The organism is Azovibrio restrictus DSM 23866 (assembly GCF_000429665.1).
In the GTDB taxonomy this organism is placed as follows: domain Bacteria; phylum Pseudomonadota; class Gammaproteobacteria; order Burkholderiales; family Rhodocyclaceae; genus Azovibrio; species Azovibrio restrictus.
Genome location: NZ_AUCH01000007.1, coordinates 62,768 through 86,116, shown reverse-complemented (window position 1 = coordinate 86,116; position 23,349 = coordinate 62,768). Strand labels below are relative to the sequence as shown.

The 23,349-nt window shown below is 61.3% G+C and carries 26 protein-coding genes; 20 read left to right on the top strand and 6 right to left on the bottom strand.

From position 1 onward, the window contains the following. Positions 1-4 precede the first annotated feature (4 nt). The 3 genes from G474_RS0108765 to queG form a co-directional block, all read right to left on the bottom strand. The gene (locus G474_RS0108765) at positions 5-901 is read right to left on the bottom strand and encodes a lysophospholipid acyltransferase family protein (protein ID WP_026686640.1); all 897 of its coding nucleotides are present in this window, start codon (positions 899-901) and stop codon (positions 5-7) included. A gap of 120 nt (positions 902-1,021) precedes the next feature. After that, entirely contained in the window at positions 1,022-1,171 is a 150-nt protein-coding gene (locus G474_RS23325) for a hypothetical protein (RefSeq protein ID WP_156919208.1), read from the bottom strand. Positions 1,172-1,322: 151 nt separating this feature from the next. Beyond that, entirely contained in the window at positions 1,323-2,378 is a 1,056-nt protein-coding gene (queG, locus tag G474_RS0108755) for a tRNA epoxyqueuosine(34) reductase QueG (protein ID WP_026686639.1), read from the bottom strand. Here queG and tsaE point away from each other — a divergent pair. The 15 genes from tsaE to rpsT all read left to right on the top strand — a co-directional run bounded on the left by tsaE (position 2,373) and on the right by rpsT (position 17,606). After that, positions 2,373-2,888, top strand: a complete 516-nt coding sequence (tsaE, locus tag G474_RS20205) for a tRNA (adenosine(37)-N6)-threonylcarbamoyltransferase complex ATPase subunit type 1 TsaE (protein WP_051282170.1) — start codon at positions 2,373-2,375, stop codon at positions 2,886-2,888. The genes queG and tsaE overlap by 6 nt on opposite strands. After that, on the top strand, positions 2,822-4,138 hold the full coding sequence (locus G474_RS0108745) for an N-acetylmuramoyl-L-alanine amidase (RefSeq protein ID WP_026686637.1): 1,317 nt from the start codon (positions 2,822-2,824) through the stop codon (positions 4,136-4,138). The genes tsaE and G474_RS0108745 overlap by 67 nt, the downstream gene beginning before the upstream one ends. Positions 4,139-4,217: 79 nt before the next feature. Continuing rightward, positions 4,218-5,141: a bifunctional riboflavin kinase/FAD synthetase gene (locus G474_RS0108740; RefSeq protein WP_026686636.1), complete on the top strand. Its 924-nt coding sequence runs from the start codon at positions 4,218-4,220 to the stop codon at positions 5,139-5,141. A gap of 4 nt (positions 5,142-5,145) precedes the next feature. Further along, positions 5,146-8,013 (top strand): isoleucine--tRNA ligase, encoded by a 2,868-nt coding sequence (ileS, locus tag G474_RS0108735; RefSeq protein WP_026686635.1) that lies wholly within the window; start codon positions 5,146-5,148, stop codon positions 8,011-8,013. Continuing rightward, positions 8,006-8,494: a signal peptidase II gene (gene lspA, locus G474_RS23320; protein WP_026686634.1), complete on the top strand. Its 489-nt coding sequence runs from the start codon at positions 8,006-8,008 to the stop codon at positions 8,492-8,494. Before ileS ends, lspA begins: the two co-directional genes overlap by 8 nt. An 18-nt stretch (positions 8,495-8,512) precedes the next feature. Beyond that, on the top strand, positions 8,513-9,070 hold the full coding sequence (locus tag G474_RS23315) for a sulfite oxidase-like oxidoreductase (RefSeq protein ID WP_051282168.1): 558 nt from the start codon (positions 8,513-8,515) through the stop codon (positions 9,068-9,070). After that, positions 9,070-9,507, top strand: coding sequence for an FKBP-type peptidyl-prolyl cis-trans isomerase (locus G474_RS0108720; protein WP_026686633.1), 438 nt, complete (start codon positions 9,070-9,072; stop codon positions 9,505-9,507). Before G474_RS23315 ends, G474_RS0108720 begins: the two co-directional genes overlap by 1 nt. A gap of 2 nt (positions 9,508-9,509) precedes the next feature. Next, entirely contained in the window at positions 9,510-10,442 is a 933-nt protein-coding gene (gene ispH, locus G474_RS0108715; RefSeq protein WP_026686632.1) for a 4-hydroxy-3-methylbut-2-enyl diphosphate reductase, read from the top strand. A gap of 102 nt (positions 10,443-10,544) precedes the next feature. Next, complete coding sequence (locus G474_RS22035) at positions 10,545-11,096, top strand: GspH/FimT family pseudopilin (RefSeq protein WP_051282166.1); 552 nt, start codon at positions 10,545-10,547, stop codon at positions 11,094-11,096. 21 nt (positions 11,097-11,117) lie between these two features. Further along, positions 11,118-11,603 (top strand): type IV pilus modification protein PilV, encoded by a 486-nt coding sequence (gene pilV, locus G474_RS22030; protein ID WP_169729512.1) that lies wholly within the window; start codon positions 11,118-11,120, stop codon positions 11,601-11,603. Then, on the top strand, positions 11,600-12,700 hold the full coding sequence (locus tag G474_RS0108700; RefSeq protein ID WP_026686631.1) for a PilW family protein: 1,101 nt from the start codon (positions 11,600-11,602) through the stop codon (positions 12,698-12,700). Before pilV ends, G474_RS0108700 begins: the two co-directional genes overlap by 4 nt. Positions 12,701-12,711: 11 nt before the next feature. Continuing rightward, positions 12,712-13,251, top strand: coding sequence for a PilX N-terminal domain-containing pilus assembly protein (locus tag G474_RS22025; protein WP_084513673.1), 540 nt, complete (start codon positions 12,712-12,714; stop codon positions 13,249-13,251). 21 nt (positions 13,252-13,272) lie between these two features. Beyond that, positions 13,273-16,746, top strand: a complete 3,474-nt coding sequence (locus tag G474_RS22725; protein ID WP_084513672.1) for a pilus assembly protein — start codon at positions 13,273-13,275, stop codon at positions 16,744-16,746. Between the two features lie 29 nt (positions 16,747-16,775). Further along, on the top strand, positions 16,776-17,264 hold the full coding sequence (locus G474_RS24570; RefSeq protein ID WP_369684480.1) for a type IV pilin protein: 489 nt from the start codon (positions 16,776-16,778) through the stop codon (positions 17,262-17,264). A gap of 72 nt (positions 17,265-17,336) precedes the next feature. Next, entirely contained in the window at positions 17,337-17,606 is a 270-nt protein-coding gene (rpsT, locus tag G474_RS0108675; RefSeq protein WP_026686627.1) for a 30S ribosomal protein S20, read from the top strand. 56 nt (positions 17,607-17,662) lie between these two features. Here rpsT and G474_RS0108670 read toward each other — a convergent pair whose 3' ends face one another. The 3 genes from G474_RS0108670 to G474_RS0108660 are packed head-to-tail and all read right to left on the bottom strand — an operon-like array spanning position 17,663 to position 20,618. Continuing rightward, complete coding sequence (locus G474_RS0108670) at positions 17,663-18,424, bottom strand: phosphoadenylyl-sulfate reductase (RefSeq protein WP_026686626.1); 762 nt, start codon at positions 18,422-18,424, stop codon at positions 17,663-17,665. Continuing rightward, positions 18,421-18,924, bottom strand: coding sequence for a DUF934 domain-containing protein (locus G474_RS0108665; protein ID WP_026686625.1), 504 nt, complete (start codon positions 18,922-18,924; stop codon positions 18,421-18,423). The genes G474_RS0108670 and G474_RS0108665 overlap by 4 nt, the downstream gene beginning before the upstream one ends. Next, positions 18,921-20,618, bottom strand: a complete 1,698-nt coding sequence (locus G474_RS0108660) for a nitrite/sulfite reductase (RefSeq protein WP_026686624.1) — start codon at positions 20,616-20,618, stop codon at positions 18,921-18,923. Before G474_RS0108660 ends, G474_RS0108665 begins: the two co-directional genes overlap by 4 nt. Positions 20,619-20,769: 151 nt before the next feature. Between G474_RS0108660 and G474_RS0108655 the strand changes: the two genes are divergently transcribed. The 5 genes from G474_RS0108655 to rplI all read left to right on the top strand — a co-directional run bounded on the left by G474_RS0108655 (position 20,770) and on the right by rplI (position 23,277). Continuing rightward, positions 20,770-21,711, top strand: coding sequence for a CysB family HTH-type transcriptional regulator (locus tag G474_RS0108655; RefSeq protein WP_026686623.1), 942 nt, complete (start codon positions 20,770-20,772; stop codon positions 21,709-21,711). 131 nt (positions 21,712-21,842) lie between these two features. Continuing rightward, positions 21,843-22,220 (top strand): 30S ribosomal protein S6, encoded by a 378-nt coding sequence (rpsF, locus tag G474_RS0108650; protein ID WP_026686622.1) that lies wholly within the window; start codon positions 21,843-21,845, stop codon positions 22,218-22,220. Between the two features lie 63 nt (positions 22,221-22,283). Then, a complete protein-coding gene (priB, locus tag G474_RS22720) occupies positions 22,284-22,547 on the top strand; it encodes a primosomal replication protein N (RefSeq protein WP_245589332.1) in 264 nt (87 codons plus the stop codon). Further along, positions 22,540-22,815 (top strand): 30S ribosomal protein S18, encoded by a 276-nt coding sequence (gene rpsR / locus G474_RS0108645; RefSeq protein WP_026686621.1) that lies wholly within the window; start codon positions 22,540-22,542, stop codon positions 22,813-22,815. Before priB ends, rpsR begins: the two co-directional genes overlap by 8 nt. Before the next feature lie 15 nt (positions 22,816-22,830). Further along, positions 22,831-23,277, top strand: coding sequence for a 50S ribosomal protein L9 (gene rplI, locus G474_RS0108640; RefSeq protein ID WP_026686620.1), 447 nt, complete (start codon positions 22,831-22,833; stop codon positions 23,275-23,277). The last annotated feature ends 72 nt before the right edge of the window (positions 23,278-23,349 follow it).

Here is a 23,349-nt window from a genome sequence, read left to right as displayed (position 1 = left end):
GGCCCTAGCGGGCGCTGGCGAACCAGTACATGGCTGGGTGTCCCGCCTGGAGCCACTGGGGGTAATTGCTGCGGATGCTGTGCTCGATGCAGGCGGCCAGCTGCCGGGGGGCCTCCGGGTCTGCCAGGGACAGGGCGGGGTGGATCTGGGCGCTGCAACGGCCGTCGCGGACTTGCAGGGCAAAGGGCAGGAGGATGGCCTGCAGCGGCGCGCCCAGCCGGAAAACCCCGTTCTGGATACGGGCCGGCTTGCCGAACAAGCTGACGCCCGTGGTTTCCATGGGGGCGCGGGCCAGGGTCCAGGGGGTGATGTCGGCAAACAGCACCGCCACCCCCTCCTTCTTCAGGGCGCGCACGAAACTGATGCCCAGGCTGTTCCTGGCCTGGTCGGCATAGGTGTAGAGAATCCTCAGGTGGGGGATCAGGCTGTGGTCATCCCAGTGCACCCCGTAGGGGACGGCTGATACCACCGACAGTTTTTCCAGGCCCAGGTATTGCCGGACCAGGTCGCAGACCTGGATGTTGGTGTACTGGGAGACGTAGTGGAAAGGGGAGAGGATGACCGGGGAGGCCGGATGCAGCTGCCGGAGCTTTTGTATCTCCTGGCTCAGCCGCCGGGCCGTTTCCTCCAGGCCGGGCCAGTTGCGTTCCGCAGGGCGGGCCGTGGCCATCTTCCAGTCCAGCAGCTTTTCCAGGTGGTATCCGATTTCCGCGCCGGCGCATTGCCCGGGGCTCAGGCCCAGGCTCTGCCGGCCGATTTCCTGGCGGCTCAGGCCCAGCCAGTAGGCGGATGGCTGCAGCAGCCAGCTGCAGTGCCAGAGCATGCGGGCCAGGAAGGGGAACAGCCGGATCGGCGTGAAGCGCAGGATGGCCGCGAGCAGGCGTATGGCGGGGCGCTTCAATGAGAACTTGGACACTTCCGGGAGCGATCAGAGGGCTGGGAAAAACCCCGGCTGCCGGATGGCCGCCGGGGCATGGTGCAGCAGAGCCCCGGCTCAGGAGCCGGGGCAGCAACCTGGGATTTACACAGGTGCGGGGGTGGGGGCGCCGTTGGTGTTGGTGACGTTCACCGTGACGTTGACGGTGGTGCTGGGGGGCTGCTGCTTGCCCTTGTGGCTGCAGCCGCCGCTGATGTTGGCCTTGACCAGTTCGGTACGATCGATCTTTTGCATGTTGCTCTATCCCTATTTCAGGTTGTCGAAAGTCGCCATCCGCCATGGATGGGGATGGCGCGAGTACCGGAGGCCGTGCAGAGACAGGCCGCCGACCCCCGGAGGCGGGATTGTAATGCACTTGGAATAAATGACAAACGAGTTTGTTGGCTCAGGGGCGCAGCTGCAGGAGGGCCCAGGCCACGTGTTCCCGCACCAGCGCTGAAGGATGCTCTGCTCTTTGCCCCAGGGCGTGCAGGGCTTCCGGGCTGGCGGGGCCGTTGCCCAGGGCCACGGCGATGTTGCGCAGCCAGCGTTCGTGACCGATGCGGCGGATGGGGCTGCCCGCCAGGCGCTCGTTGAAATCACCTTCTTCCCAGGCCAGCAGCTGCACCAGGCTGGCCCGGTCCAGTCCCTGGCGGGGCGCGAATTCAGGATCGCCGAGCTGGCCGAAGCGGTTCCAGGGGCAGCACAGCTGGCAGTCGTCGCAGCCGTAGATGCGGTTGCCGATCAGGGGCCGCAGCGCCTCGGGAATGGGGCCCGCCAGTTCGATGGTCAGGTAGGAGATGCAAAGCCGGGCATCCACCTGGTAGGGGGCGGTGATGGCCCGGGTGGGGCAGGCCGCGATGCAGGAGCTGCAGCTGCCGCAGTGAGGCTTTTCCGGCGCGGTCTCGGGCAGGGGCAGGTCGGTGTAGATTTCCCCGAGGAAGCGCCAGGAACCTTCCCGGGTCAGCAGCAGGGTGTGTTTGCCGCGCCAGCCCAGGCCGCTGCGGCTGGCGAACTCCACTTCCATGACCGGGGCCGAATCGGAAAAGACCCGGTAGCCGAAGGGACCGATGGCGGCTTCCATGCGGGTGGCCAGCTTCTGCAGCCGGCCGCGCATCACCTTGTGGTAGTCCCGGCCCAGGGCATAGCGGGAGATGTAGGCCCGTTGCGGCTGGGCCAGGGCCGAGATGGCTGGCAAAAGACCTGTTTCGGGCCAGTAGTCCAGGCTGGCGGAAATCACCGTCAGGGTGCCGGGCACCAGGGCCTCGGGCCGGGCGCGCAGTTCCTCGTGCCGGGCCATATAATCCATCTCCCCGTGCCGGCCCTCGGCCAGCCAGGCCTGGAGCCGGCCAGCGGCATCTCCCACCTGGGCCCGGGCGATGCCGACCCGGGCGAAACCCAGGTCCCGGGCCCAGCCTTCCAGCTGGCGGGCCAGTGTTATCAAGGAGTCAGGATCATGCATGCGAAGCAGTGTACCCGTGAATTGCCGCTCGCCGACGCGGCGGCCACCGAGCGCCTGGGGGGGCTGCTGGCCGGGTGCATCCGGCCGGGGCTGGTGATCTATCTGGAAGGGGACCTGGGGGCGGGTAAAACTACCCTGGTGCGGGCCCTGTTGCGGGCCCTGGGCCACCAGGGTCCGGTGAAGAGTCCGACCTATGCGCTGGTTGAAGTTTACGTAATTTCGAGCTTATACTTGTATCACTTTGATTTTTATCGCTTCGGTTCGCCGGAGGAATTTGTTGATGCAGGTTTGGGCGAATACTTTCGCGAAGATTCGGTCTGTCTGGTGGAGTGGCCGGAAAAAGCGGCGGGATATGTCCCGCCGGCGGATCTGCGCCTGGCTATCCGGCACCGGGCCGATGCCCGGGACCTGGTGCCCGTCGCCTGCAGCGAGGAGGGCCAGCAATGTCTGACGAGACTCTACGCAGCCTGGGGCGCCGCCGACTCCTGCACTTCGCCGGCGCAACCCTAGCCCTTTCCGTTTCCCCCCTGGGGCGGGCCGCGCCCCGCAATCCCTCCATCCTCGCCGTGCGGGTCTGGCCGGCGGCCGACTACACCCGGGTGACCCTGGAGCATGATTCCCCGATCAAGTTCTCCCACTTCACCATCGAGAATCCCGACCGGCTGGTGGTGGATATCGAGGGGGTTGAATTCAACAAGGTGCTGGAAAGCCTGTCCGGCAAGGTGGCCGAGAGCGACCCTTACATCAAGTTGCTCCGGGCCGGCCGTTTCAAGCCCGGGGTGGTGCGCCTGGTGATGGAGCTCAAGACCCGGGTGGCGCCCCAGGTGTTCACCCTGGCGCCGGTGGGGGAGTACGGCCACCGGCTGGTGCTGGACGTTTATCCGGAAAAACCGGTGGACCCCCTGCTGGCCCTGCTCCAGGAGCAGAGCCGTAGCGACCGCCCGCTGCAGTCGGCCGAAGAGCTGAAGCTGGAAGAGCCGGCCCGGCCTGAGCCGGGCAAGAGCGACAAGAAACATCCCGAGCCCGGCAAGGCCAAGGTGAACCGGCTGATCACCATCACCCTGGATGCCGGTCACGGAGGCGAAGACCCCGGCGCCGTGGGTCGGGGCGGCACCCATGAGAAGACCGTGACCCTGGCCATTGCCCGGCGCCTCAAGGCGAAGCTGGAGCGCCAGTCCAATGTGCGCGTCGCTCTGACCCGGGACGGGGATTTCTTCGTGCCCCTGGGTACCAGGGTACAGAAGGCCCGCCGGGTCCAGTCCGACCTGTTCGTTTCCATCCACGCGGATGCCTGGATCAAGCCCGAGGCCCGGGGGTCGTCGGTGTTCATCCTGTCCGAGAAGGGGGCGTCGAGCACGGCGGCCCGCTGGCTGGCCCAGAAGGAAAACGACGCGGACCTGATCGGCGGTGTGAACATCAACGTCAAGGACCCCTTCCTGGCCCGCACCCTGCTGGATCTTTCCCAGACTGCCACCAGCGCCGACAGCATGCGTCTGGCCAAGGCCGTGCTGGGAGAACTGGGGGGCATCAACCGTCTGCACAAAGCCAGTGTCGAGCAGGCCGGTTTTGCCGTGCTCAAGGCGCCGGACATCCCCTCCATCCTGGTGGAGACCGCCTTCATCTCCAACCCGGAGGAGGAGCGCAAGCTGGCGGACGAGGGCTATCAGGACCAGATGGCCGAGGCCCTGGCCCGGGGCATCCTGCGCTATCTGGAGCAGAATCCGCCGCCGCCCAAGTCGCCCATGGCCAAGCTGGGCTGATCCGTGTTCTGTCAGGGATGCAGGGCCAGGCCTCCCAAAGCGCTATAATTGCCGCTTTTTTCGGCAGCCCTCCTCCCCGATGCTCGTCTTTCGCGGTTTCCACCGGCCCGTTTCCTCTGCCACGGTGCTCACCCTCGGTAATTTCGACGGGGTGCATCGGGGCCACCTGGCCCTGCTGGAGCGCCTGACGGACAAGGCCCGGGAGCTGGGTCTGCCGGCGGTGGCCGTGACCTTCGAGCCCCATCCCCGGGAATTCTTTTCCCCCGCTTCGGCGCCGGCCCGGCTCACCACCCTGCGGGAAAAGCTGGAGCGTTTTGCCGCCGCCGGCGTGGAGCAGGTGCACGTGGCCCGCTTCAACCCTGCCTTTGCCGCCTTGAGCGCCGATGCCTTCGTGGAGGAAATCCTGGTCCGGGGGCTCTGCGCCCGGCACCTGATCATCGGTGACGATTTCCGCTTCGGGGCGGGACGGCTGGGGGATTTTGCCTATCTCCAGGCCGCCGGCCGGGCCCGGGGCTTCCAGGTGGAAGCCATGTCCAGCATCCAGCTGGCGGGTGAGCGGGTTTCCAGTTCCGCCGTGCGTCAGGCCCTGGAGGCCGGTGACATGGACAAGGCCGCCCTGTTCCTGGGGCGCCCCTATGCCATCGACGGGCGGGTGGTCCATGGCCGCAAGCTGGGCCGGCAACTGGGGTTTGCCACGGCCAACATCTACATTCGGCACAATCCCCTGCCCATGACCGGCGTGTTCGCCGTGCGGGTCCTGGGGCCCAGTGGCCGGGTGCGGCAGGGGGTGGCCAATCTGGGCATTCGTCCCACCCTGGGAGGAACCCGGCCCCTGCTGGAAGTGCATGTTTTCGATTTCCAGGGCGACATTTATGGCGCCCACCTGTCCGTTGAGTTCGTGCACAAACTGCGCGACGAAATGAAATTTTCCGACCTTTCCGCCTTGCAGGCCCGGATTGCCGCCGATGCGGCTGCGGCCCGGGCCTTTTTCAGTGCTGAGTGAAACCATGGCCGACTACAAGACCACCCTGAATCTTCCCGACACTCCCTTCCCCATGCGCGGCGACCTGCCCAAGCGGGAGCCCCAGTGGGTGCAGCAATGGCAGGAAAAGAAGCTGTACCAGAAGATTCGCGAGATTTGCGCCGGCCGGCCCAAGTTCATCCTGCACGACGGCCCTCCCTACGCCAACGGCAACCTGCACCTGGGCCACGCCCTGAACAAGATCCTCAAGGACATCATCGTCCGCTCCAAGACCCTGGCCGGTTTTGATGCGCCCTACGTGCCGGGCTGGGACTGCCACGGCCTGCCCATCGAGCACAAGATCGAAGTCACCCACGGCAAGAACCTGCCCGCCGACAAGGTGCGGGAACTGTGCCGCAGCTACGCCGCCGAGCAGGTGGAAGTGCAGAAGAAGGAATTCATCCGCCTCGGCGTGCTGGGCGACTGGGACAACCCCTACCTGACCATGAACTTCGCCAACGAGGCCGGCGAGATCCGCGCCCTGGCCGAGATGGTCAAGCAGGGCTACGTCTTCAAGGGCCTGAAGCCCGTCAATTGGTGTTTCGACTGCGGCTCCGCCCTGGCAGAGGCCGAGGTGGAATACGCCGACAAGAAGTCCCCCACCATCGACGTGGCCTTCCCCGTCAGCGAAGCCGATGCTCCCAAGCTGGCCGCGGCCTTCGGCCTCAACGCCCTGCCCAAGCCCGCCTATGCCGTGATCTGGACCACCACCCCGTGGACCATTCCCGCCAACCAGGCCCTTAATATCCACCCCGAACACGAATACGCCCTGGTGGACGCGGGTGACCGCCTGCTGGTGCTGGCCAAGGAGCTGGTGGCCGACTGCCTGAAGCGCTACGGCTGCGAAGGCACGGTGCTGGCGACCGTCAAGGGCAAGGCCCTGGAGCGCCTGGAATTCCGCCATCCTTTCTACGACCGGGTTTCCGTCGTCTACCTGGCCGACTACGTGGGCCTGGATGCAGGCACCGGCATCGTCCATTGCGCCCCCGCCCACGGCGTGGACGACTTCAACGCCTGGCGCCATTACGGCCGCGGCAACGACGAGATCATTTCCATCGTCAAGGGCGACGGCGTCTATGTGGACGAGCTGCCCTTCTTCGGCGGCCTCTCCATCTGGAAGGCCAATCAGGCCATCTGCGACAAGCTGTCCGAAGTGGGCTGCCTGCTTTCCCACGGCAATGTCAGCCACAGCTACATGCACTGCTGGCGCCACAAGACTCCGGTGATCTATCGGGCCACCGCCCAGTGGTTCGTCGGCATGGACAGGGTGGCTGGCCGCCCTGTCCATGCTGGACATCCCGAGGGCCATCCCCCCGCCCCCCTTCCCTGGGAAGGGGGAGAGGCCGCACTTCCCGGCAAGACCTTGCGGGAAAAAGCCCTGGCCGGGGTCGAGGCCACCGCCTTCTATCCGGCCTGGGGCAAGCCCCGCCTGCAATCCATGATCGCCAACCGGCCCGACTGGTGCATCTCCCGCCAGCGCAACTGGGGCGTGCCCATTCCCTTCTTCCTGCACAAGGAAACGGGGGAACTGCATCCGCGCACCGTGGAGCTGATGGAGGAAGTGGCCCAGCGCGTGCAGAAGGAAGGCATCGAAGCCTGGTTCAAGCTGGATGCGGCCGAACTGCTGGGGGCCGAAGCCGCCCAGTACGACAAGATCAGCGACACCCTGGATGTCTGGTTCGACTCCGGCACCACCCACTGGCACGTGCTGCGGGGCTCCCATAACGACGGCCATGCCACCGGCCCCCGGGCCGACCTCTACCTGGAAGGCTCGGACCAGCACCGGGGCTGGTTCCACTCCTCCCTGCTCACCGGCGCCGCCATCGACGGCCACCCGCCCTACAAGGCCCTGCTCACCCACGGTTTCACGGTGGACCAGCAGGGGCGCAAGATGAGCAAGTCCCTGGGCAACACCATCCTGCCCCAGGAAGTCTCGGACAAGATGGGCGCCGACATCCTGCGCCTGTGGGTGGCCGCCACGGACTACTCCGGCGAGCTGGCCATGTCCAAGGAAATCCTGGCCCGGGTGGTGGAAGCCTACCGCCGCATCCGCAACACCCTGCGTTTCCTGCTGGCCAACATCGCCGACTTCGATGCGGCCAAGGACATGCTGCCGGTGGCCGAGTGGTTCGAGATCGACCGCTACGCCCTGGCCCTGACCCGCCAGCTGCAGACCCAGGCCCAGGCCGATTACGACCGCTACGAGTTCCACCGCGTGGTGCAGGCTCTGCAGACCTTCTGCTCCGAGGACCTGGGCGGCTTCTGGCTGGATATCCTGAAGGACCGCCTGTACACCACGGCACCGGCCTCCAAGGCCCGCCGCTCGGCCCAGAGCGCCCTGTGGCACGTGACCCAGAGCTTCATCCGCCTGATGGCGCCGATCCTCTCCTTCACCGCCGAGGAAGTGTGGCAGATCCTCTCCGGCGATGCGGACCAGTCCATCATGTTCCACACCTGGCACGACCTGCCGGCCCAGGCCGGCGAAGGCGAGCTGCTGGCCAAGTGGACCCTGATCCGGGAGGCGCGCGGCGAAGTGACCAAGGCCCTGGAAGCCCTGCGCGAGGAAGGCAAGATCGGCTCCTCCCTCCAGGCCGAAGTGCGGATCAGCGCCGAGGGCGACAAGTATGCGGCCCTGTCCAGCCTGGGCGACGACCTGCGCTTCGTCCTCATCTGCTCCAAGGTGAGCGTGGCCCAGGGCGCCGATGCCATCGCCGCCGAGGCCTCCACCCAGAAGAAGTGCGAGCGCTGCTGGCACTACCGGGAGGACGTGGGCAGCAACCCGGAACACCCCGAACTGTGCGGCCGTTGCGACAGCAACCTGCACGGCGAGGGCGAGGTGCGCAGCCATGCCTAAGCCGGGCCGGGGCTTCTGGGGCTGGCTGGGCCTGGCGGCGGGGCTGGTCCTGGTCGACCAGCTCAGCAAGCTGGCGGTCCTGGCCCGCTTCCAGCTGGGCGAGAGTCTGGAAATCACCTCCTTTTTCAATCTGGTCCTGGTCTACAACCCCGGGGCCGCCTTCAGCTTCCTGGCGGCGGCCGGCGGCTGGCAGAAGTGGTTCTTCGTGGCTCTGGCCCTGGGGATTTCCGCCTGGATCATCCACATGTTGCTGGCCCATCCGGAACAAAAGCGCCAGAACCTGGCTCTTACCCTGATCCTGGGCGGGGCCCTGGGCAACGTGATCGACCGGGTCGCCTACGGCGCGGTGGTGGATTTTCTGGATTTCCACCTGGCCGGCTGGCACTGGCCAGCCTTTAATGTGGCGGATTCGGGCATCACCGTCGGCGCCGTGCTGCTGGTGCTGGATCAGTTGCTCCAGTCCCGGACCAGGGCTTCCTGACTTCCGAAAGGCCACACCATGCACGCGCGCATTCCACCCGGCCAGCGCCTGGCCGAAGGCTTTCCCGTACTGGATCTGGGCATCCTGCCGGATGTGCCCCATGGGGACTGGCGCCTGCTCCTCCTGGGCCAGGTGCGGCAGGAGGTGGAACTGGACTGGGCCCAGCTGCTGGCCCTGCCGCAATGCACCGATGTCTCGGATTTTCATTGCGTCACCCACTGGAGCCGCCTGGATGTGGCCTGGGAGGGGGTGCGGGCCCGGGACCTGATCGCCCTGGCCCAGCCCCTGCCGGAAGCCCGGTTCGTCACCCTGCACGGCTACGATGGCTATACCACCAACCTGCCCCTGACGGCCTTGCTGGACCCGGAGGTGCTCGTCGCCCACGGGGTGGATGGCGGCCCCCTGGCTCCCGAGCACGGGGGGCCGGTGCGCCTGGTGGTGCCCCGGCGTTACGCCTGGAAGAGCGCCAAATGGCTCAAGGCCATGGAATTTCACGCCGAAGACCGCCCCGGTTACTGGGAGGTCCGCGGCTACCACAACGACGCCGACCCCTGGCAAGAAGAGAGATACGCCTGATGAGCAGTGCGCCCACCGTCCGTTCCGACAGTTTCCTGACCCTGCATTACCGGGTGGCCTCCCAGGACGGGGAGGAATTCCTGTCCACCTTCGACATGTCCCCTTCCACCCTGCAGATGGGCAGCGGCCAGCTGGCCGAGTTCCTGGAAAGCTGCCTGATCGGCCTGCCGGAAGGGGAGCGTTTCGTCTTCGATCTGCCCCCGGAGGAAGCCTTCGGGGTGCCCAACCCGCGCCTGGTGGAGCGTATCGCCCTGTCCGCCTTGCCGCCGGGCATGGAGTTGAAGGAAAACTCGGTGGTGGAATTCACCGCGCCGGACGGTCACTCCTTCTCCGGCTTCCTGCGCGAGCTGGATGCTACTCACGGCCTGTTCGACTTCAACCATCCCCTGGCGGGCAAGGCCATCCGCTTCGAAGTGGAAATCATCGGCATCCTCTGATCATGGAAATCCTGCTTGCCAATCCCCGCGGTTTCTGCGCCGGCGTGGAACGCGCCATCGCCATCGTCGAAAAGGCCCTGGAAAAATACGGGGCACCCATCTACGTGCGCCACGAGGTAGTGCACAACAAGTTCGTCTGTGACGACCTGCGTGCCAAGGGCGCGGTGTTTGTCGAGGAGATCGACGAGGTGCCCCAGGGCAGCACCGTGATTTTCAGCGCCCACGGGGTGTCCCAGGCCGTGCGCCAGGAAGCCGAAGCCCGGGGCCTGAAGGTGTTCGATGCCACCTGTCCCCTGGTCACCAAGGTCCACGTGGAAGTGGGCAAGATGCGCGGTCAGGAACGGGAAGTGGTGATGATCGGCCACAAAGGGCATCCGGAAGTGGAAGGCACCATGGGCCAGAGCCAGGGCGGCATGTACCTGGTGGAAACGGAGGCGGACGTGGCCAGCCTCCAGGTGCGGGACCCGGAACATCTTTCTTACGTCACCCAGACCACGCTCTCGGTGGATGACGCAGCCGTGGTCATCGCTGCCCTGCGGCAGCGTTTTCCGCAAATCCAGGGGCCGAAGAAGGACGACATCTGCTACGCCACCCAGAACCGCCAGGACGCGGTCAAGGGCCTGGCCGAACAGTGCGATCTGGTGCTTGTGGTGGGCAGCCAGAACAGCTCCAACTCCCGGCGCCTGAAGGAAGTGGCCGCCGGCATGGGGGTGGAAGCCTACCTGGTGGACTCCGCCGAAGAACTGCAAGCCGCCTGGCTGGAAGGCAAACGCCGGGTCGGCGTATCAGCCGGCGCCTCGGCCCCGGAAAACCTGGTGGGCCAGGTCGTCGAACGGCTGCGGGAACTGGGGCGGGGGCAGGTCATTGAATTGGCCGGGGTGGATGAGGACGTCAGCTTTCCCCTGCCCAGAGGTCTGGGGGCCGGTCCCCGCTAGGGAATTCATCCTTTTGTCCTGACAAACTGACCGCATGTCAGTTTGCATAAGCACTCCGATCCGGGGCATCGCATAATTCACTCGCGTATTAGGAGTCGAGTGATGAAACTTAACAGAGGCTTTACCCTGGTGGAGATGATGGTCACCCTGGTGATCATGGCTATCATCGCGTCGATGGCTCTTCCCAGTTTTCGCAACATGATTCTGCAGAACCGTGTGGACTCCATTGCTGAAAACCTGAAGGCTGATCTGGAGCTGGCCAAAGCCGCTGCAGCCCACCGAGGGCTGGGAGTGCAGGTCGGCGTTGTGGCGTCGACCTGTGGCGGTTCATTGGATGGTGGCTGGGATGTGCGGGTTTCCCAGGAAGCTCTGGCCGACTGTGGATATGAGCCGAGTACAAGCGATGAGCCTACCGCCTTGATTCTCAAGCGCGAGGCCTTGAAGCAGGTGGAGTTCTGCGGTTCCACCTGTGCAAGTGCCACTGATCCCATTCCGGACAAGGTTCGCTTTAGCCGGGGCGGCTTGGTGGATTATCCCAACGGGCTGGTCCTGGTGCTCAAGCCGGTTGATTGTCCGTCGGGTCTGGAAGTGGCCCGGCAGATAGCGATCAATGGTTCCGGTGTGTCCGTTGTTTCCCGAGTTGCCTGCCCCTGAGGACAAGGTGCTGATATGTTGATGAATAAAGTGCGTTCACGCCAATCGGGCTCTTCTATGCTGGAGGTCCTGATTTCCATAGTGATTTTTTCTCTGGGCATACTGGGGATGATCGGGCTGCAGGTGACGGCCATGAAATCCAATCAAAGTGCCCTTTCCCGTTCGGTGGCGGTGGAAAAGGCTTATGAAATTCTTGACCGCATGCGTGCCAATGCCTCCAAGGCCAAGGACGGAGAATACGACCTCGCGCTGGGGGATGCGCCGAGTGGTGATGAAAAGCTGCAGTCCACGGCGGACAAGGTGGAGTGGATTCGGGAGTTGGCGGCCAGTTTGCCGGCAGGGGATGGCGGTATCTGCCGTAGGGCGACCCCTGACAGCGATGCATGCACTGCCGAAGGCGATTATTTCGTGATTCAGGTCCAATGGACCCAATCGGGTACCGGGAGTGGGGCCAAAGACTTCATTACCCAGGATGCACAAAGAGTCGTGGTGGTGGGGGCCCTATGAAAATCGCTTTTGAATCCCGTTTGGGAAAGCAGCAGGGGATGACTGTGGTGGAACTGATGGTTTCCTTGATCATCGGCTTGGTGATTCTGTCTGCCGTCCTCTACACCTACATGGGCAACAAGGAATCCTCCGCGTTCAACCGGCAGATGGCCCGGTTGCAGGAGAGTGGGCGTCTCGCCATCGATACTCTGGGTAACGATCTGCGTAACGCCTCCTTTACGGGTTGTGCCAATGCCCGGGATACACGCGTTATTGACGTGGATGACCTGACCCAGTTGAATCTGCTCAAGGGGATTGGAGTTCTGGTTTATCCTGATGCTGGGGGCGACATCGTCGAAAGTGCTTCATTTGTCGGGCCTGATGATGGAGCTTTCTTGGGAGAATCCCATGTGCTCCGGATTTTTGGGGCCATGCCCCTGAGCAGTGCCAGTGTGAAGGAATTCCCCAATTCAGAAAATGCTGACTTGAAGGTAACCGGGAGTAGTGCTTTCATCGCCGAGTTGGCGAACTTGCCCATCAATGTGGTCGTGTCTGACTGCGAATTGGCTGATATCTACAAGTTGACGGCAAAAACGGAGAGTGGGAGTGACATTATCCTGACTGCTCCCACCAAGCCCTTCAGCAAGGTCTATGGGCCCAACGCTAGTGTCTTTGTCTATGGGAAACAGCTGAGTACCAATTATTACCTGCGTGAAGCCGCCAATGAGGATGGTTCCAAGCGCACGGATTCCAAGGGCAACAATATCATTTCCCTGTTCAGGGATGACCCGACACTGGCTGATACGCACCAGGAACTGGCCGAAGGGGTAGAGGCTTTCCGGGTTTGCCTGGGGCTGGATGAGGCTCTGGATGGAACGGTGGATGAGTACAAGCTTCCCACTGATGTCACCACCGATGCTGACTGGAAAAAGGTTACTGCTGTCAAGGTGGATCTGGTGATGGCGTCTACCGAACCCAATGTCCTGGATGAGGACACCGAGCAGAAGTACCGGTTGTGCATGGATGACCCCGCCGGGGATCCTTCTTTCCAGAAGACCGACCGGAGGTTGAGGAAACTCTTTTCCACAACGGTCAGTCTGCGCAACAAGTTGAAATAAAGGTGGAACCCATGAACTCCTTGTCAATGAGACGTGCAGACCAGAGAGGTTCTGTGCTGATTGTCGGTCTGATCATGCTGATCATCATCACCGTGCTTGGTATGGCGGCCATCCGGACTTCAACCCAGCAGGAGCGTATGGCGGGGTTCCTGCGGGACAAGAACGATGCCTTCCAGACTTCGGAAATTGGCTTGCGGGGTGGTGAATCCTACGTGGAAAAGCGTCAGGATGAATCCGGGAATGGCTGGATAGATATCTCCCTGGGCGGGAGCGCGGTTCCCCCGGATGAACTGAGCCTCAGGGGCAATAGCTACTGGGATGCACCTGAAAATTATCTGGAGTTGAATAAGGTGGGAGATACATCGTTTTCCCAGGTTTTTGGCGGCATCGATCTGCCCAGGTTCATTCGCGAAAAGCATCCCAATATATCCAACAGCCTTGAGGCAGGTATTGTCAAGGAAATCGAGGTGTTCCGGGTAAGTTCCCGGGGGGTTGGGCGCGGCGATGAGTCCGTTACGGCGGCAGTCATTCAGTCATCTTACAAGCGATAATTTAAGGCGAGAGGTATTCAAATGAAAGCCATTGATTCTCAAAGCATACAGAAGCCTGGTGCTCGTCTGCGGCCTCTGGCGCTTCTGGCTGGTTTCCTGCTGATCGGCCAGGCGCACACCGCCCCCTTCGATGTTTCTCAGGTTCCCCTCAATGTGGGGAGTGCGATTCCCCCTAACCTGATGTATATCCATGATGATTCGGGGTCTATGGGTTTTGGCTTTCTCCCAGAAAGCGTCGGTGACCTAGGTAATGATCAAAAACGGAAATATTCTCCGGATTTTAACAAAATTTACTATGATCCCGCAGTGAATTATGCGCCTCCGGTGGATCATAATGGTCAAAGTCTTGGTGATTCTAGTTTCACGGATGCATGGGAAAATGGTTACCAGAAGGATGCCGGAAAAAGAAATCTTTCCACTGATTTTAAGCATTCTGTTTACTATCGCTGGGGGTGGAATGATCTTCCTGGATATACGGCTACAGGTACAACTACTTGGGTAAGACTAGATAATAACCACAAAGCGGCATATTATTATCGTTTTGATTCTTCGTTGGCTGGTTGTGGTGTGGCGAATGCTATTGATTTAGAAAAATGCTACAAAAAGGTAGTCGTTAGCGCTACCTCTGGTCCAGGGGGAGTTGATGAAAGAAAGAATTTTGCTAATTGGTTTTCCTATTATAGGGTAAGAAACTTCGCTGCAAAGGCCGGGATTAGTCGGGCATTTTCAGGGCTGGGTTCAGGGATTCGTGTTGGCTATGGAAGTATAAATGGTGGTACGGGTGAAGGCGGTATTGGTGACGTTATTAAGAAAGGGGTTAGAACATTCGAAGGTAGTGATAGGGAAGCGTTCTTTAATTGGCTTTTCAAAGTCCCAAGCGACGGAGGAACTCCTCTGCCACAGGGATTGAGGGCTGCAGGTGAATATTTCTATAGTGATGATTCCACTGGCCCTTGGAGTACGACTCCTGGAGCGGTTGGAGGAGAAGTTCTGTCGTGCCGTAAAACCTTTACAATTTTGATGACGGATGGCTATTGGAATAATGAGAATGGCTTGTTTTCCGTTAATCATGATGGCGCTAATGGTCCCGATACCATAACTGGTCCGGGGGGTAAAAGTTATACCTACTCTGCGGCGTCTCCGTTTTCGGATTCCTATACCAAGACATTGGCGGATGTGGCCATGTATTACTGGAAAACAGATTTGAATAGTGCGGAGAACAGAGTTCCTACTACGACGCTGAATCCAGCATTCTGGCAGCATATGGTGACCTACGGGGTTGGTCTTGGTGTGGCTCCTGAGTCTATCAACCCGGACGATGCATTCAATGCCATCATCAACGGTACGCCGACGATTACCTGGCCTCAGGCTACTAAGAGTGATCATCAAATTGACGACCTGCTGCACGCCAGTGTGAATGGCCGGGGGGGGTTCTATTCTGCCGCCAATCCCCAGGAGTTTTCTGCCGTTCTGCAATCGGCCCTGGCCAAGATTTTGGACGAAACTTCCACGGCTTCGGCTCCGGCTGCCAGTTCCACTTCCATTACGGAAGGCACGCTGATCTATCAGGCCAAGTTTGATACCTCCAACTGGTCCGGACAGTTGCTGGCCCGGGAGTTGTGCCCCCTGCCGGAGGCCTTGGGTGGGCCTGCTACCGTGACCGGGTGTGAGAACCGGGAAGAAGGCGAACCCAAGGAGCCGCCCGTCTGGGATGCTGCAACGCAGATTCCGAGTCATAGCAGCCGCAAGATTTACACCTGGAAGCCCGTCGCCGGCAGCCCTACCGGGGTTGAATTTGCCTGGGCCAATCTGACCACTGGACAGCAGGCTTACCTCGATAACCAGTCGGCCATGGTCAATTTCCTGCGGGGCGATACCTCCGGGGAAAAACAGAATGGTGGAAACTACCGTAACCGGGCGGGGAAAAAGCTGGGGGATATCATCAATTCCGATCCCTTCTTTGTCGGGACCGGTGATTTCGGCTATGCCACGGCTGCTGCCCTGACTGATGCTGAGAGGACGAGTTATCGGGAGAGGAAGTTGTCCGATACCTACAAGGATCGCACCACCATGTTGTATGTGGGGGCCAACGACGGCATGTTGCATGCGTTTGACGCCTCGACCGGTGGCGAAAAATTTGCCTATATCCCGAATGCGGTGTTTCCCAACCTGAAGAAGCTGGCCGATCCGGCCTATACCCACAGCTATTACGTGGATGGTTCTCCCAAGGCTGGCGATGCGCTGATTAATGGTGAATGGCGCACTGTGCTGGTGGGTTCCACCGGGGCGGGAGGCAGGGCCTATTTTGCACTGGATGTGGAACAGCCGGATAGCTTCGCTGCCTCCAGGGTGCTGTGGGAGTTCACTCATGACGATCTGGGTACGGCCTTGGGGCAAGCCTCCGTGGTGCGTACCGAGAGCGGTGACTGGGTTGCCATTTTTGGTAACGGCTATAACAGCACCAACCATACGGCCCAGTTGTTCGTCGTGAATATCAAGACCGGCGAGTTGATTGCGAAGATCGATACCAAAGTCGGGACTTCTGACAAACCGAATGGCCTTGCCACGCCCCTGACGGTTGATGCCAACGGCAACGGAGCGGCGGACCTGGTCTACGCGGGGGACATGCACGGGAATCTCTGGAAGTTCGACCTGAGTGGCAGCAAGAGTGAGTGGAAAATTCCCTTTTCCACCACGAATCCGGGCGGAGAATCCGTGCCAGCCCCGTTGTTTACAGCCAAGGATGGGACCGGAGGCACTGCCAAGGAGCAACCCATCACCGCCAAGCCTCAGGCCAAACGCCATCCCGAGACGGGCGGGGTCATGGTTTATTTTGGCACCGGTCAATACTTTGAAACAGGTGACCAGGCCAATGAGGATCTGCAGACTTTCTATGGTGTCCTGGATACCTGCGGAAAGAACCCCAGCACGGATGATAATCCTTGTAAAGGCAAGATGACGCGCAGTGACCTGGTGCAACAGACCATCCTGAACGAATATACGGAGACTTTCACCAAAGAGGTGGGGGGGAGTACGGTAACGAATACCGAGGATATCCGGATCCTTTCCGAGAATGAGGTGGACTACAAGACAAAATATGGTTTCTATCTGGACCTTGCTTTCGGTAGTATCAAGAAGGGGGAGCGGGTCGTGGGTGAGCCGGTGGTGTGGTCGGATCGGATCATCTTTACTTCCATCATTCCCGATGATGACCCCTGTAATTCTGGTGGTGATAGCTGGATCATGGAGCTTGATCCATCCAGTGGTGGACGTACCCTGTTCAGCGTCTTCGATTTGAACAAGGATCGTGCTTATGACAAGGGCGACTATGGGCAAAATACCCCAGTGAATGGAAGGAAGATTCCGGGGGGGTTGGTGAAAAAGGTGGCCGTGGTCGGGGATAATAAGTATGCGTCCCTGCCAACGGGGCTGGAACTGATCAAGCAAAAGCAGAATGCGGCCAAGGGGCGTCAGTCCTGGCGGCAGATTCGTTAAGTTGAATAAGTGAATAGGGGTTGCTAAAAATGCAATTCATGATGGAATCAGCAAGGGGGGCCAACTGTCCTGACCGATGGTTGGCTCGGAGGGGCGGAGTGCAGTGTGGCTTCACCCTGATCGAGCTCATGGTGGTCGTGGTCATCATCTCGATAATCGTATCGGTGGCTTACCCTTCCTATCGGGAATATGTAATGAAGTCGCGCCGCGCCGAATGTGCTGGTGTAATGGCAAAGGCAGAAAACAAGCTGCAGGCTCGATACGCTAGTGCTAGTGGTGCCAGCACTTATCTGGATTCCGGGGGGGGGCAGTCCCTTCCGACTGGAGTGCCGACTACCTGCCCTGCGGACGGGGGGAAAACGTTCTATACCTTGAATCTCGTGGCTACGGCCACTACCTTCCTTCTCTCGGCGGTTCCTGAGGGGGCCCAGGCTGACGACAAGTGTGGCACCTTGACCCTTTCCAATACCGGGGAGAAGGGGCAGGCTGCTGGCATGACTACCGCAGAGTGCTGGTGATGTTTTTCTTGCGATTTAACTCATTGGCAGATAGAATGCTGCCTTTGGTTTTTTTAACATTCAGGATTTCTCATGGCCAATAGCGCACAAGCCCGTAAGCGTGCCCGTCAAGCTGTCAAGCAGCGTGCCCACAACGCCAGCCTGCGTTCCACGCTGCGCACCGCCATCAAGCGTGTGCGCCAAGCGATCGCAAGCGGCGACAAAGCTGCTGCTCAAGGTATGTTCAACCAGTCCATGGCGGTGGTTGACCGTATTGCTGACAAGAAGATCATTCACAAGAACAAGGCTGCTCGTCACAAGAGCCGCCTGTCTGCCCAGATCAAGGCTCTGGCTGCTGCCTGAGTTCTGGTTTGGTGGCACAAAGAAACGGCACCTTCGGGTGCCGTTTTTGTTTGTCTTTACTCCTTGCGGATATGTAGGCCGCACTCCTTGGTTTCCGGGTTTTCCCACCACCAGCGGCCGGCACGGATGTCTTCGCCCAGGCTGATGGGGCGGGTGCAGGGGGCGCAGCCGATGCTGGGGTAGAACTGATCGTGCAGGGCGTTGTAGGGGACCTGGTGGATGCGGATGTAGGCCCAGACCTCCTTCTCGCTCCAGTCTGCCAGGGGGTTGAACTTTTCCAGGCCGTTGCCTGCATCGAAGCTCCGGATGGCCAGGGCTTCACGGGTGGTGGATTGCTGGGCCCGCATGCCGGTGATCCAGGCCTTCTTGCCGGCCAGGGCGCGCTGCAGCGGTTCGACCTTGCGAATCTGGCAGCAGGCCTTGCGTAGCTCGGTGGATTGATAGAAGGCGTTGATGCCGTGGATGCGTACATAGGCCTCGGCATTTTCATGGCGGGGGTAATACACCGTAAGGCGGGTGCCGTAGTGCTTTTCCGTCTGGGCCATCAGATCGTAGGTTTCGGGGGGTAGGCGGCCCGTGTCCAGGCTGAAGATTTCGATGGGGAGCCGGTTCCGGAGGATCAGGTCGGTAAGCACCATGTCTTCGGCGCCCAGGCTGTTGGCAAAGACAGCCGGGCTGAAATCGGTGGCGACTGTCTGCAGCAAGGCGAGAGCCTCGCCGCTCTTGTGGCTGACCGCCTGGTGCAGGGCTTCGCTCAGCTCTGGGTGGGTGGCGGGGTTGCCTGGTGCTGGGGCGCGCAAGGGGGAAATGGTGCTCATGGGGTTCTCCGGCGAAACAGGGGGAGGGGCTCGTCTACTGCACCCTGGTAGGGTGTCTTGAAGGTGGCAAAGGCTTCCAGGGCCTGCGCTGCATCCTTGCCGTCCTTCAGGGCCCAGGCATCAAAGCCGACTCGCTGCATCAGGAACAGCTGATCATGCAGCACATCCCCCGTGGCGCGGATTTCTCCCTCGTAATGGTAACGTTCCCGCAGCAGGCGGGCGAGGGAGTAGCCCCTGCCGTCGGCGAATTTGGGGAAGTTGATGGCAATCACCACGAAATACTGAAGATCCGCTTCCAGGGGTGCCAGGTCGGTGTCCGGTTCCAGCCACAGGCCGATGCGTTTGTGGCTGGAGATGATTTCGTTGCGCCGGAGTTGCCAGACGGAGAGGGGAAACAGAATGTCGCCCTCCGGCAGGGGGGCTGCCGCGGGGGATTCTTCCGGGCTCAGGGTTTGCCACGGGTCGGCGACGATGCGCTTGTTCTTGATCAGGGTGCTCATGGGGTCACTTCCTCATTCCTGGATTTTGCCTTGCCGTGGGCCCGGTCTTCGTAAACCTTGTTCTTGAAGGGCTCTGGGCCGATGCGGTCAAAGGTGTCCAGGAAGGTTTCCTCCTGGTGCCGGTGGGCCAGATAAACATTGATGATCTTTTCCACGGCGTCCGGGACTTCAGCGGCGGAAAAGGAGGGGCCGATCACCTTGCCGGTCCTGGCATCGCTCCCCTGGCGGCCGCCTAGGGTGATCTGATAGAACTCGGCGTCGTTCTTGTCCACCCCCAGGATGCCGATATGGCCCACGTGGTGGTGGCCACAGGCGTTCATGCAGCCGGAGATGTTCAGATCCAGGTCGCCCAGGTCGAACAGGTAGTCCAGGTCGCTGAAGCGTGCCTGGATGGCGTTGGCGATGGGGATGGACTTGGCGTTGGCCAGATCGCAGAAGTCACCTCCCGGGCAGCAGATCATGTCGGTAAGCAGGCCGACGCTGGGGGTGGCCAGGTTGAGGGCTTTGGCGGCCAGCCACAGCTCGTGCAGGCGACCTTGTTCCACGTCGGCCAGGATCAGGTTCTGTTCATGGGAGGAGCGGGCTTCGCCGAAGCTGAAGGCATCGGCCAGCCGGGCCGCCGCCTCCATCTGCTCGGCGGTGATGTCGCCGGGAGCTTGTCCGGGGGCCTTGAGGGACAGGGTCACGGCGGCGTAGCCCTGGACCCGGTGGGGATGTACGCAACGGGATACCCAGCGGGCGAAGGCCTTGTCCTCGGCCTTGTGGCGCAGGAAGTCCGGATCTTCGGCCGGGAGTGTTCTGTAGGCGGGGGCGCCGAAGTGTGCCTGGACCCGGTCGTACTCCGCCTGGGTCAGGGTGCCGGGGCCGTCCTTCAGGTGGGCCCATTCGGCTTCCACCTGGCGGGAAAACTCCTCGATGCCCAGGGCCTGGACCAGTATCTTGATGCGGGCCTTGTAGAGGTTGTCCCGTCGTCCGTGCAGGTTGTATACCCGCAAAATGGCTTCCAGATAAGTAAGGATGTGTTCCCAGGGCAGGGATTCCCGCACCACCTCGCCCCGGATCGGCGTACGTCCCAGGCCGCCGCCCACGATCACCCTGAAGCAGGGCTTTCCTTGGGCATCCAGGTTCAGGTGCAGGCCCACGTCGTGGAACCAGGTCAGGGCCCGGTCTTCCCGGGTGCCGGAAATGGCGATCTTGAACTTGCGGGGGAGGAAGGCAAACTCCGGGTGGAAGGTGCTCCACTGGCGCAGAATTTCGGCCAGGGGGCGGGGGTCGATGAGCTCATCAGGGGCGATGCCGGCGAACTGGTCGGTGGTGACGTTGCGGATGCAGTTGCCGGAAGTCTGGATGGCGTGCATCTCGAACTGGCTCAGGTAGTCCAGAATGTCCGGGCAGTCTTCGATCCTGGGCCAGTTGAACTGCATGTTGTGGCGCGTGGTGAAATGTCCGTAACCCCGGTCCCAGGTCCTGGCCACGTGGGCGAGGGCGCGCAGCTGGGCGCTGGAGAGCATGGCGTAGGGGACGGCGATGCGCAGCATGGGTGCGTGGCGCTGCACATAGAGGCCGTTCTGCAGGCGCAGGGGGCGGAACTCATCGTCGCTCAGGGCGCCGGACTGCCAGCGGGCAAGCTGGTCCCGGAACTGGGCGACCCGTTCCCGGACCAGGGCGAAATCGTAATTGTCGTAGCGGTACATGCGGCAAACCTCAGCTGGGGATGGGGCCGGATCCGGAGAATTCGCGGATGCTGGCGCCGATCGTGAACGGCCGGTATGGTAGCAGGGGGCTAATTGAACGAAAAAGAATATCGGGTTACATTGTTATAACTTCAAGATATTTGTTGTCGCCATGAAACTCCAGCAGCTCCGTTACATCGTAGAGGTGGCCCGCAGGGGCATGAACGTCTCGGAAGCGGCGGAGGCCCTGTACACCTCCCAGCCGGGGGTTTCCAAGCAGATCAAGCTCCTGGAGGATGAACTTGGGGTGATGATCTTCGAGCGCAGCGGCAAGCGTTTCACTGGGGTGACCGAGCCTGGGCGTTCCATCATTGAAAGCGCGGAACGCATCCTGCGGGAGGCCGAGAATCTGAAACGGTTGGGGCGTGATTACTCCGGGGGGGATACCGGGACGTTGATCGTGGCCGCCACCCATACCCAGGCCCGCTATGCGCTGCCTCCGGCGGTCAAGGATTTCGTGACCATGCATCCCAAGGTACAGCTGACCCTGCATCAGGGGACGCCGGCCCAGATCGCCGACTGGGTTGAAAAAGGGGATGCTGATATCGGGATCGCCACGGAATCCCTGGAGTCCCATCCCGGCCTGGTGACCCTGCCGGTGCGGCAATGGAGCCACTGCGTCATTGCACCCGCCGGGCATCCCGTGCTGCACAGCCAGCCCCTGTCCTTGGCGGAGCTGGCCCGCTGGCCGCTGATTACCTACGACTCTGCCTTTACCGGTCGTTCCGGCATCAACCGGGCCTTTCAGCGTCAGGGGCTGGAGCCCCAGGTGGTACTGACCGCCCTGGACGCAGACGTGATCAAGACCTACGTGACCCTGGGCCTGGGGCTGGGCATCATTGCCGCCCTGGCTTTCGACAAGGAGCGGGATGCTGGCCTGGAAGCCCTGGAGGCCGGGCACCTGTTCGAATCCAACACCACCCGCCTGGCTCTGCGCCGCGGCGTGTTCCTGCGGCGTTTCGAATACGATTTCATCACCCTCTTTGCCCCGCACCTGGACCGGCGGGCGGTGGAGCGGGTGCTGCAGGGGGGCGGCGACGCCTATCAACTCTGAGCGCAGCACGCCCTGGCATGGAAGTGGCGGATTTCCTTGTGCTTTTTTCTCCGGGTGCTCTATAATTGCCGGCTTTTCAACCTTGCCCTACCGAATCGCATGGCGGAGGGCTTTTGCCAAAAGGAGTGTTCATGCGTCATTATGAAATCGTCTTTATCGTCCATCCGGACCAGAGCGAACAAGTGCCCGCCATGGTGGAGCGCTATCGCAGCCTGGTGACCAGCAAGGGTGGTCAGATCCATCGTCTGGAAGACTGGGGGCGTCGTCAACTCGCCTACCCCATCCAGAAGATCCACAAGGCTCACTACGTGCTGATGAACATCGAGTGCGACGGCGAGACCCTGACCGAACTGGAACATGGCTTCAAGTTCAACGATGCCGTGCTGCGCAACCTGACCGTCAAGATGAAGCATGCAGTGACGACTCCTTCCCCCATGATGAAGGAAGAGAAGTCCAAGTCCCTGCTGAGCGGTGAAGCTGCAGCGGCCGAAGCTCCCGCTGCTGCCTGATAAGTTTCGGGCGTTCCTCTGAATCAGGTCCGGATTGCAGGACGGCTCAGCGAAAAAAAGCCCTTGCGCTACACCCCTGCCGGGGTGCCGATCTCGGAAGCCCGTCTAGGGCACGAATCGGAGCAGGAAGAAGCTGGGTTGTCGCGACAGGTGATATGCGAAATACCTTTGCTGGGCATGGGGCCCGTGTCCACCTGGCTGGATGCAGCTCCCCTGGGTGTCATGCTCGAGGTGACCGGATTCCTGGCGGCAAGAAGCCGTAACAGCAGGACGCTCGTATTGCACGTGCAAGAAATCGAATTTTTGGAAGGAAATCAAAATGGCTAGGTTCTTCAAGAAGAAGGATGACGACAAGAAAAAGCGTCGTGGCGGCGGTCTGTTCAAGCGCCGCAAGTTCTGCCGCTTCACCGCCGAGAAGGTGGAACAGATTGATTACAAGGATGTGGAAGTCCTGAAGGAATACATCCAGGAAAACGCCAAGATCATGCCGGCCCGTCTGACCGGTACCAAGGCTGGTTATCAGCGTCAGCTGTCCACCGCCATCAAGCGTGCCCGTTTCCTGGCCCTGTTGCCCTACACCGACAACCACCAGTAAGAGGAAGCGCGAATCATGCAAATCATTCTGCTCGAAAAAGTCGTCAACCTCGGCAACCTGGGTGACGTGGTCAAGGTCAAGGACGGCTATGCCCGTAACTTCCTGATTCCCCAGAAGAAGGCCAAGCGTGCCACGCCCGCCGCCCTGGCTGAGTTTGAAGCCCGTCGCGCCGAACTGGAAAAGATCCAGGCCGAGAAGCTGGCTGCCGCCCAGGCTGTGGCTGACAAGCTGAACGGCGTTGCCGTGACCGTTACCCGCAAGTCCGCCATGGACGGCCGCCTGTTTGGTTCCGTGACCAACCACGATGTGGCTGATGCCCTGAAGGCTGCTGGTTTTGCAGTGGATAAGGCCGATGTGCGCATGCCTGAAGGCCCCCTGAAGACGACCGGTGAGTTCCCCCTGGAAATCGCCCTGCACACCGATGTGCTGGCTACCGTGACGGTGACCGTGGCAGGCGAATAACAGCTGGATTCTTTCAGGCTTGTGCAAAGGGCTCCGCGTGAAATACGCGGGGCCCTTTGCTTTTATGGAGTC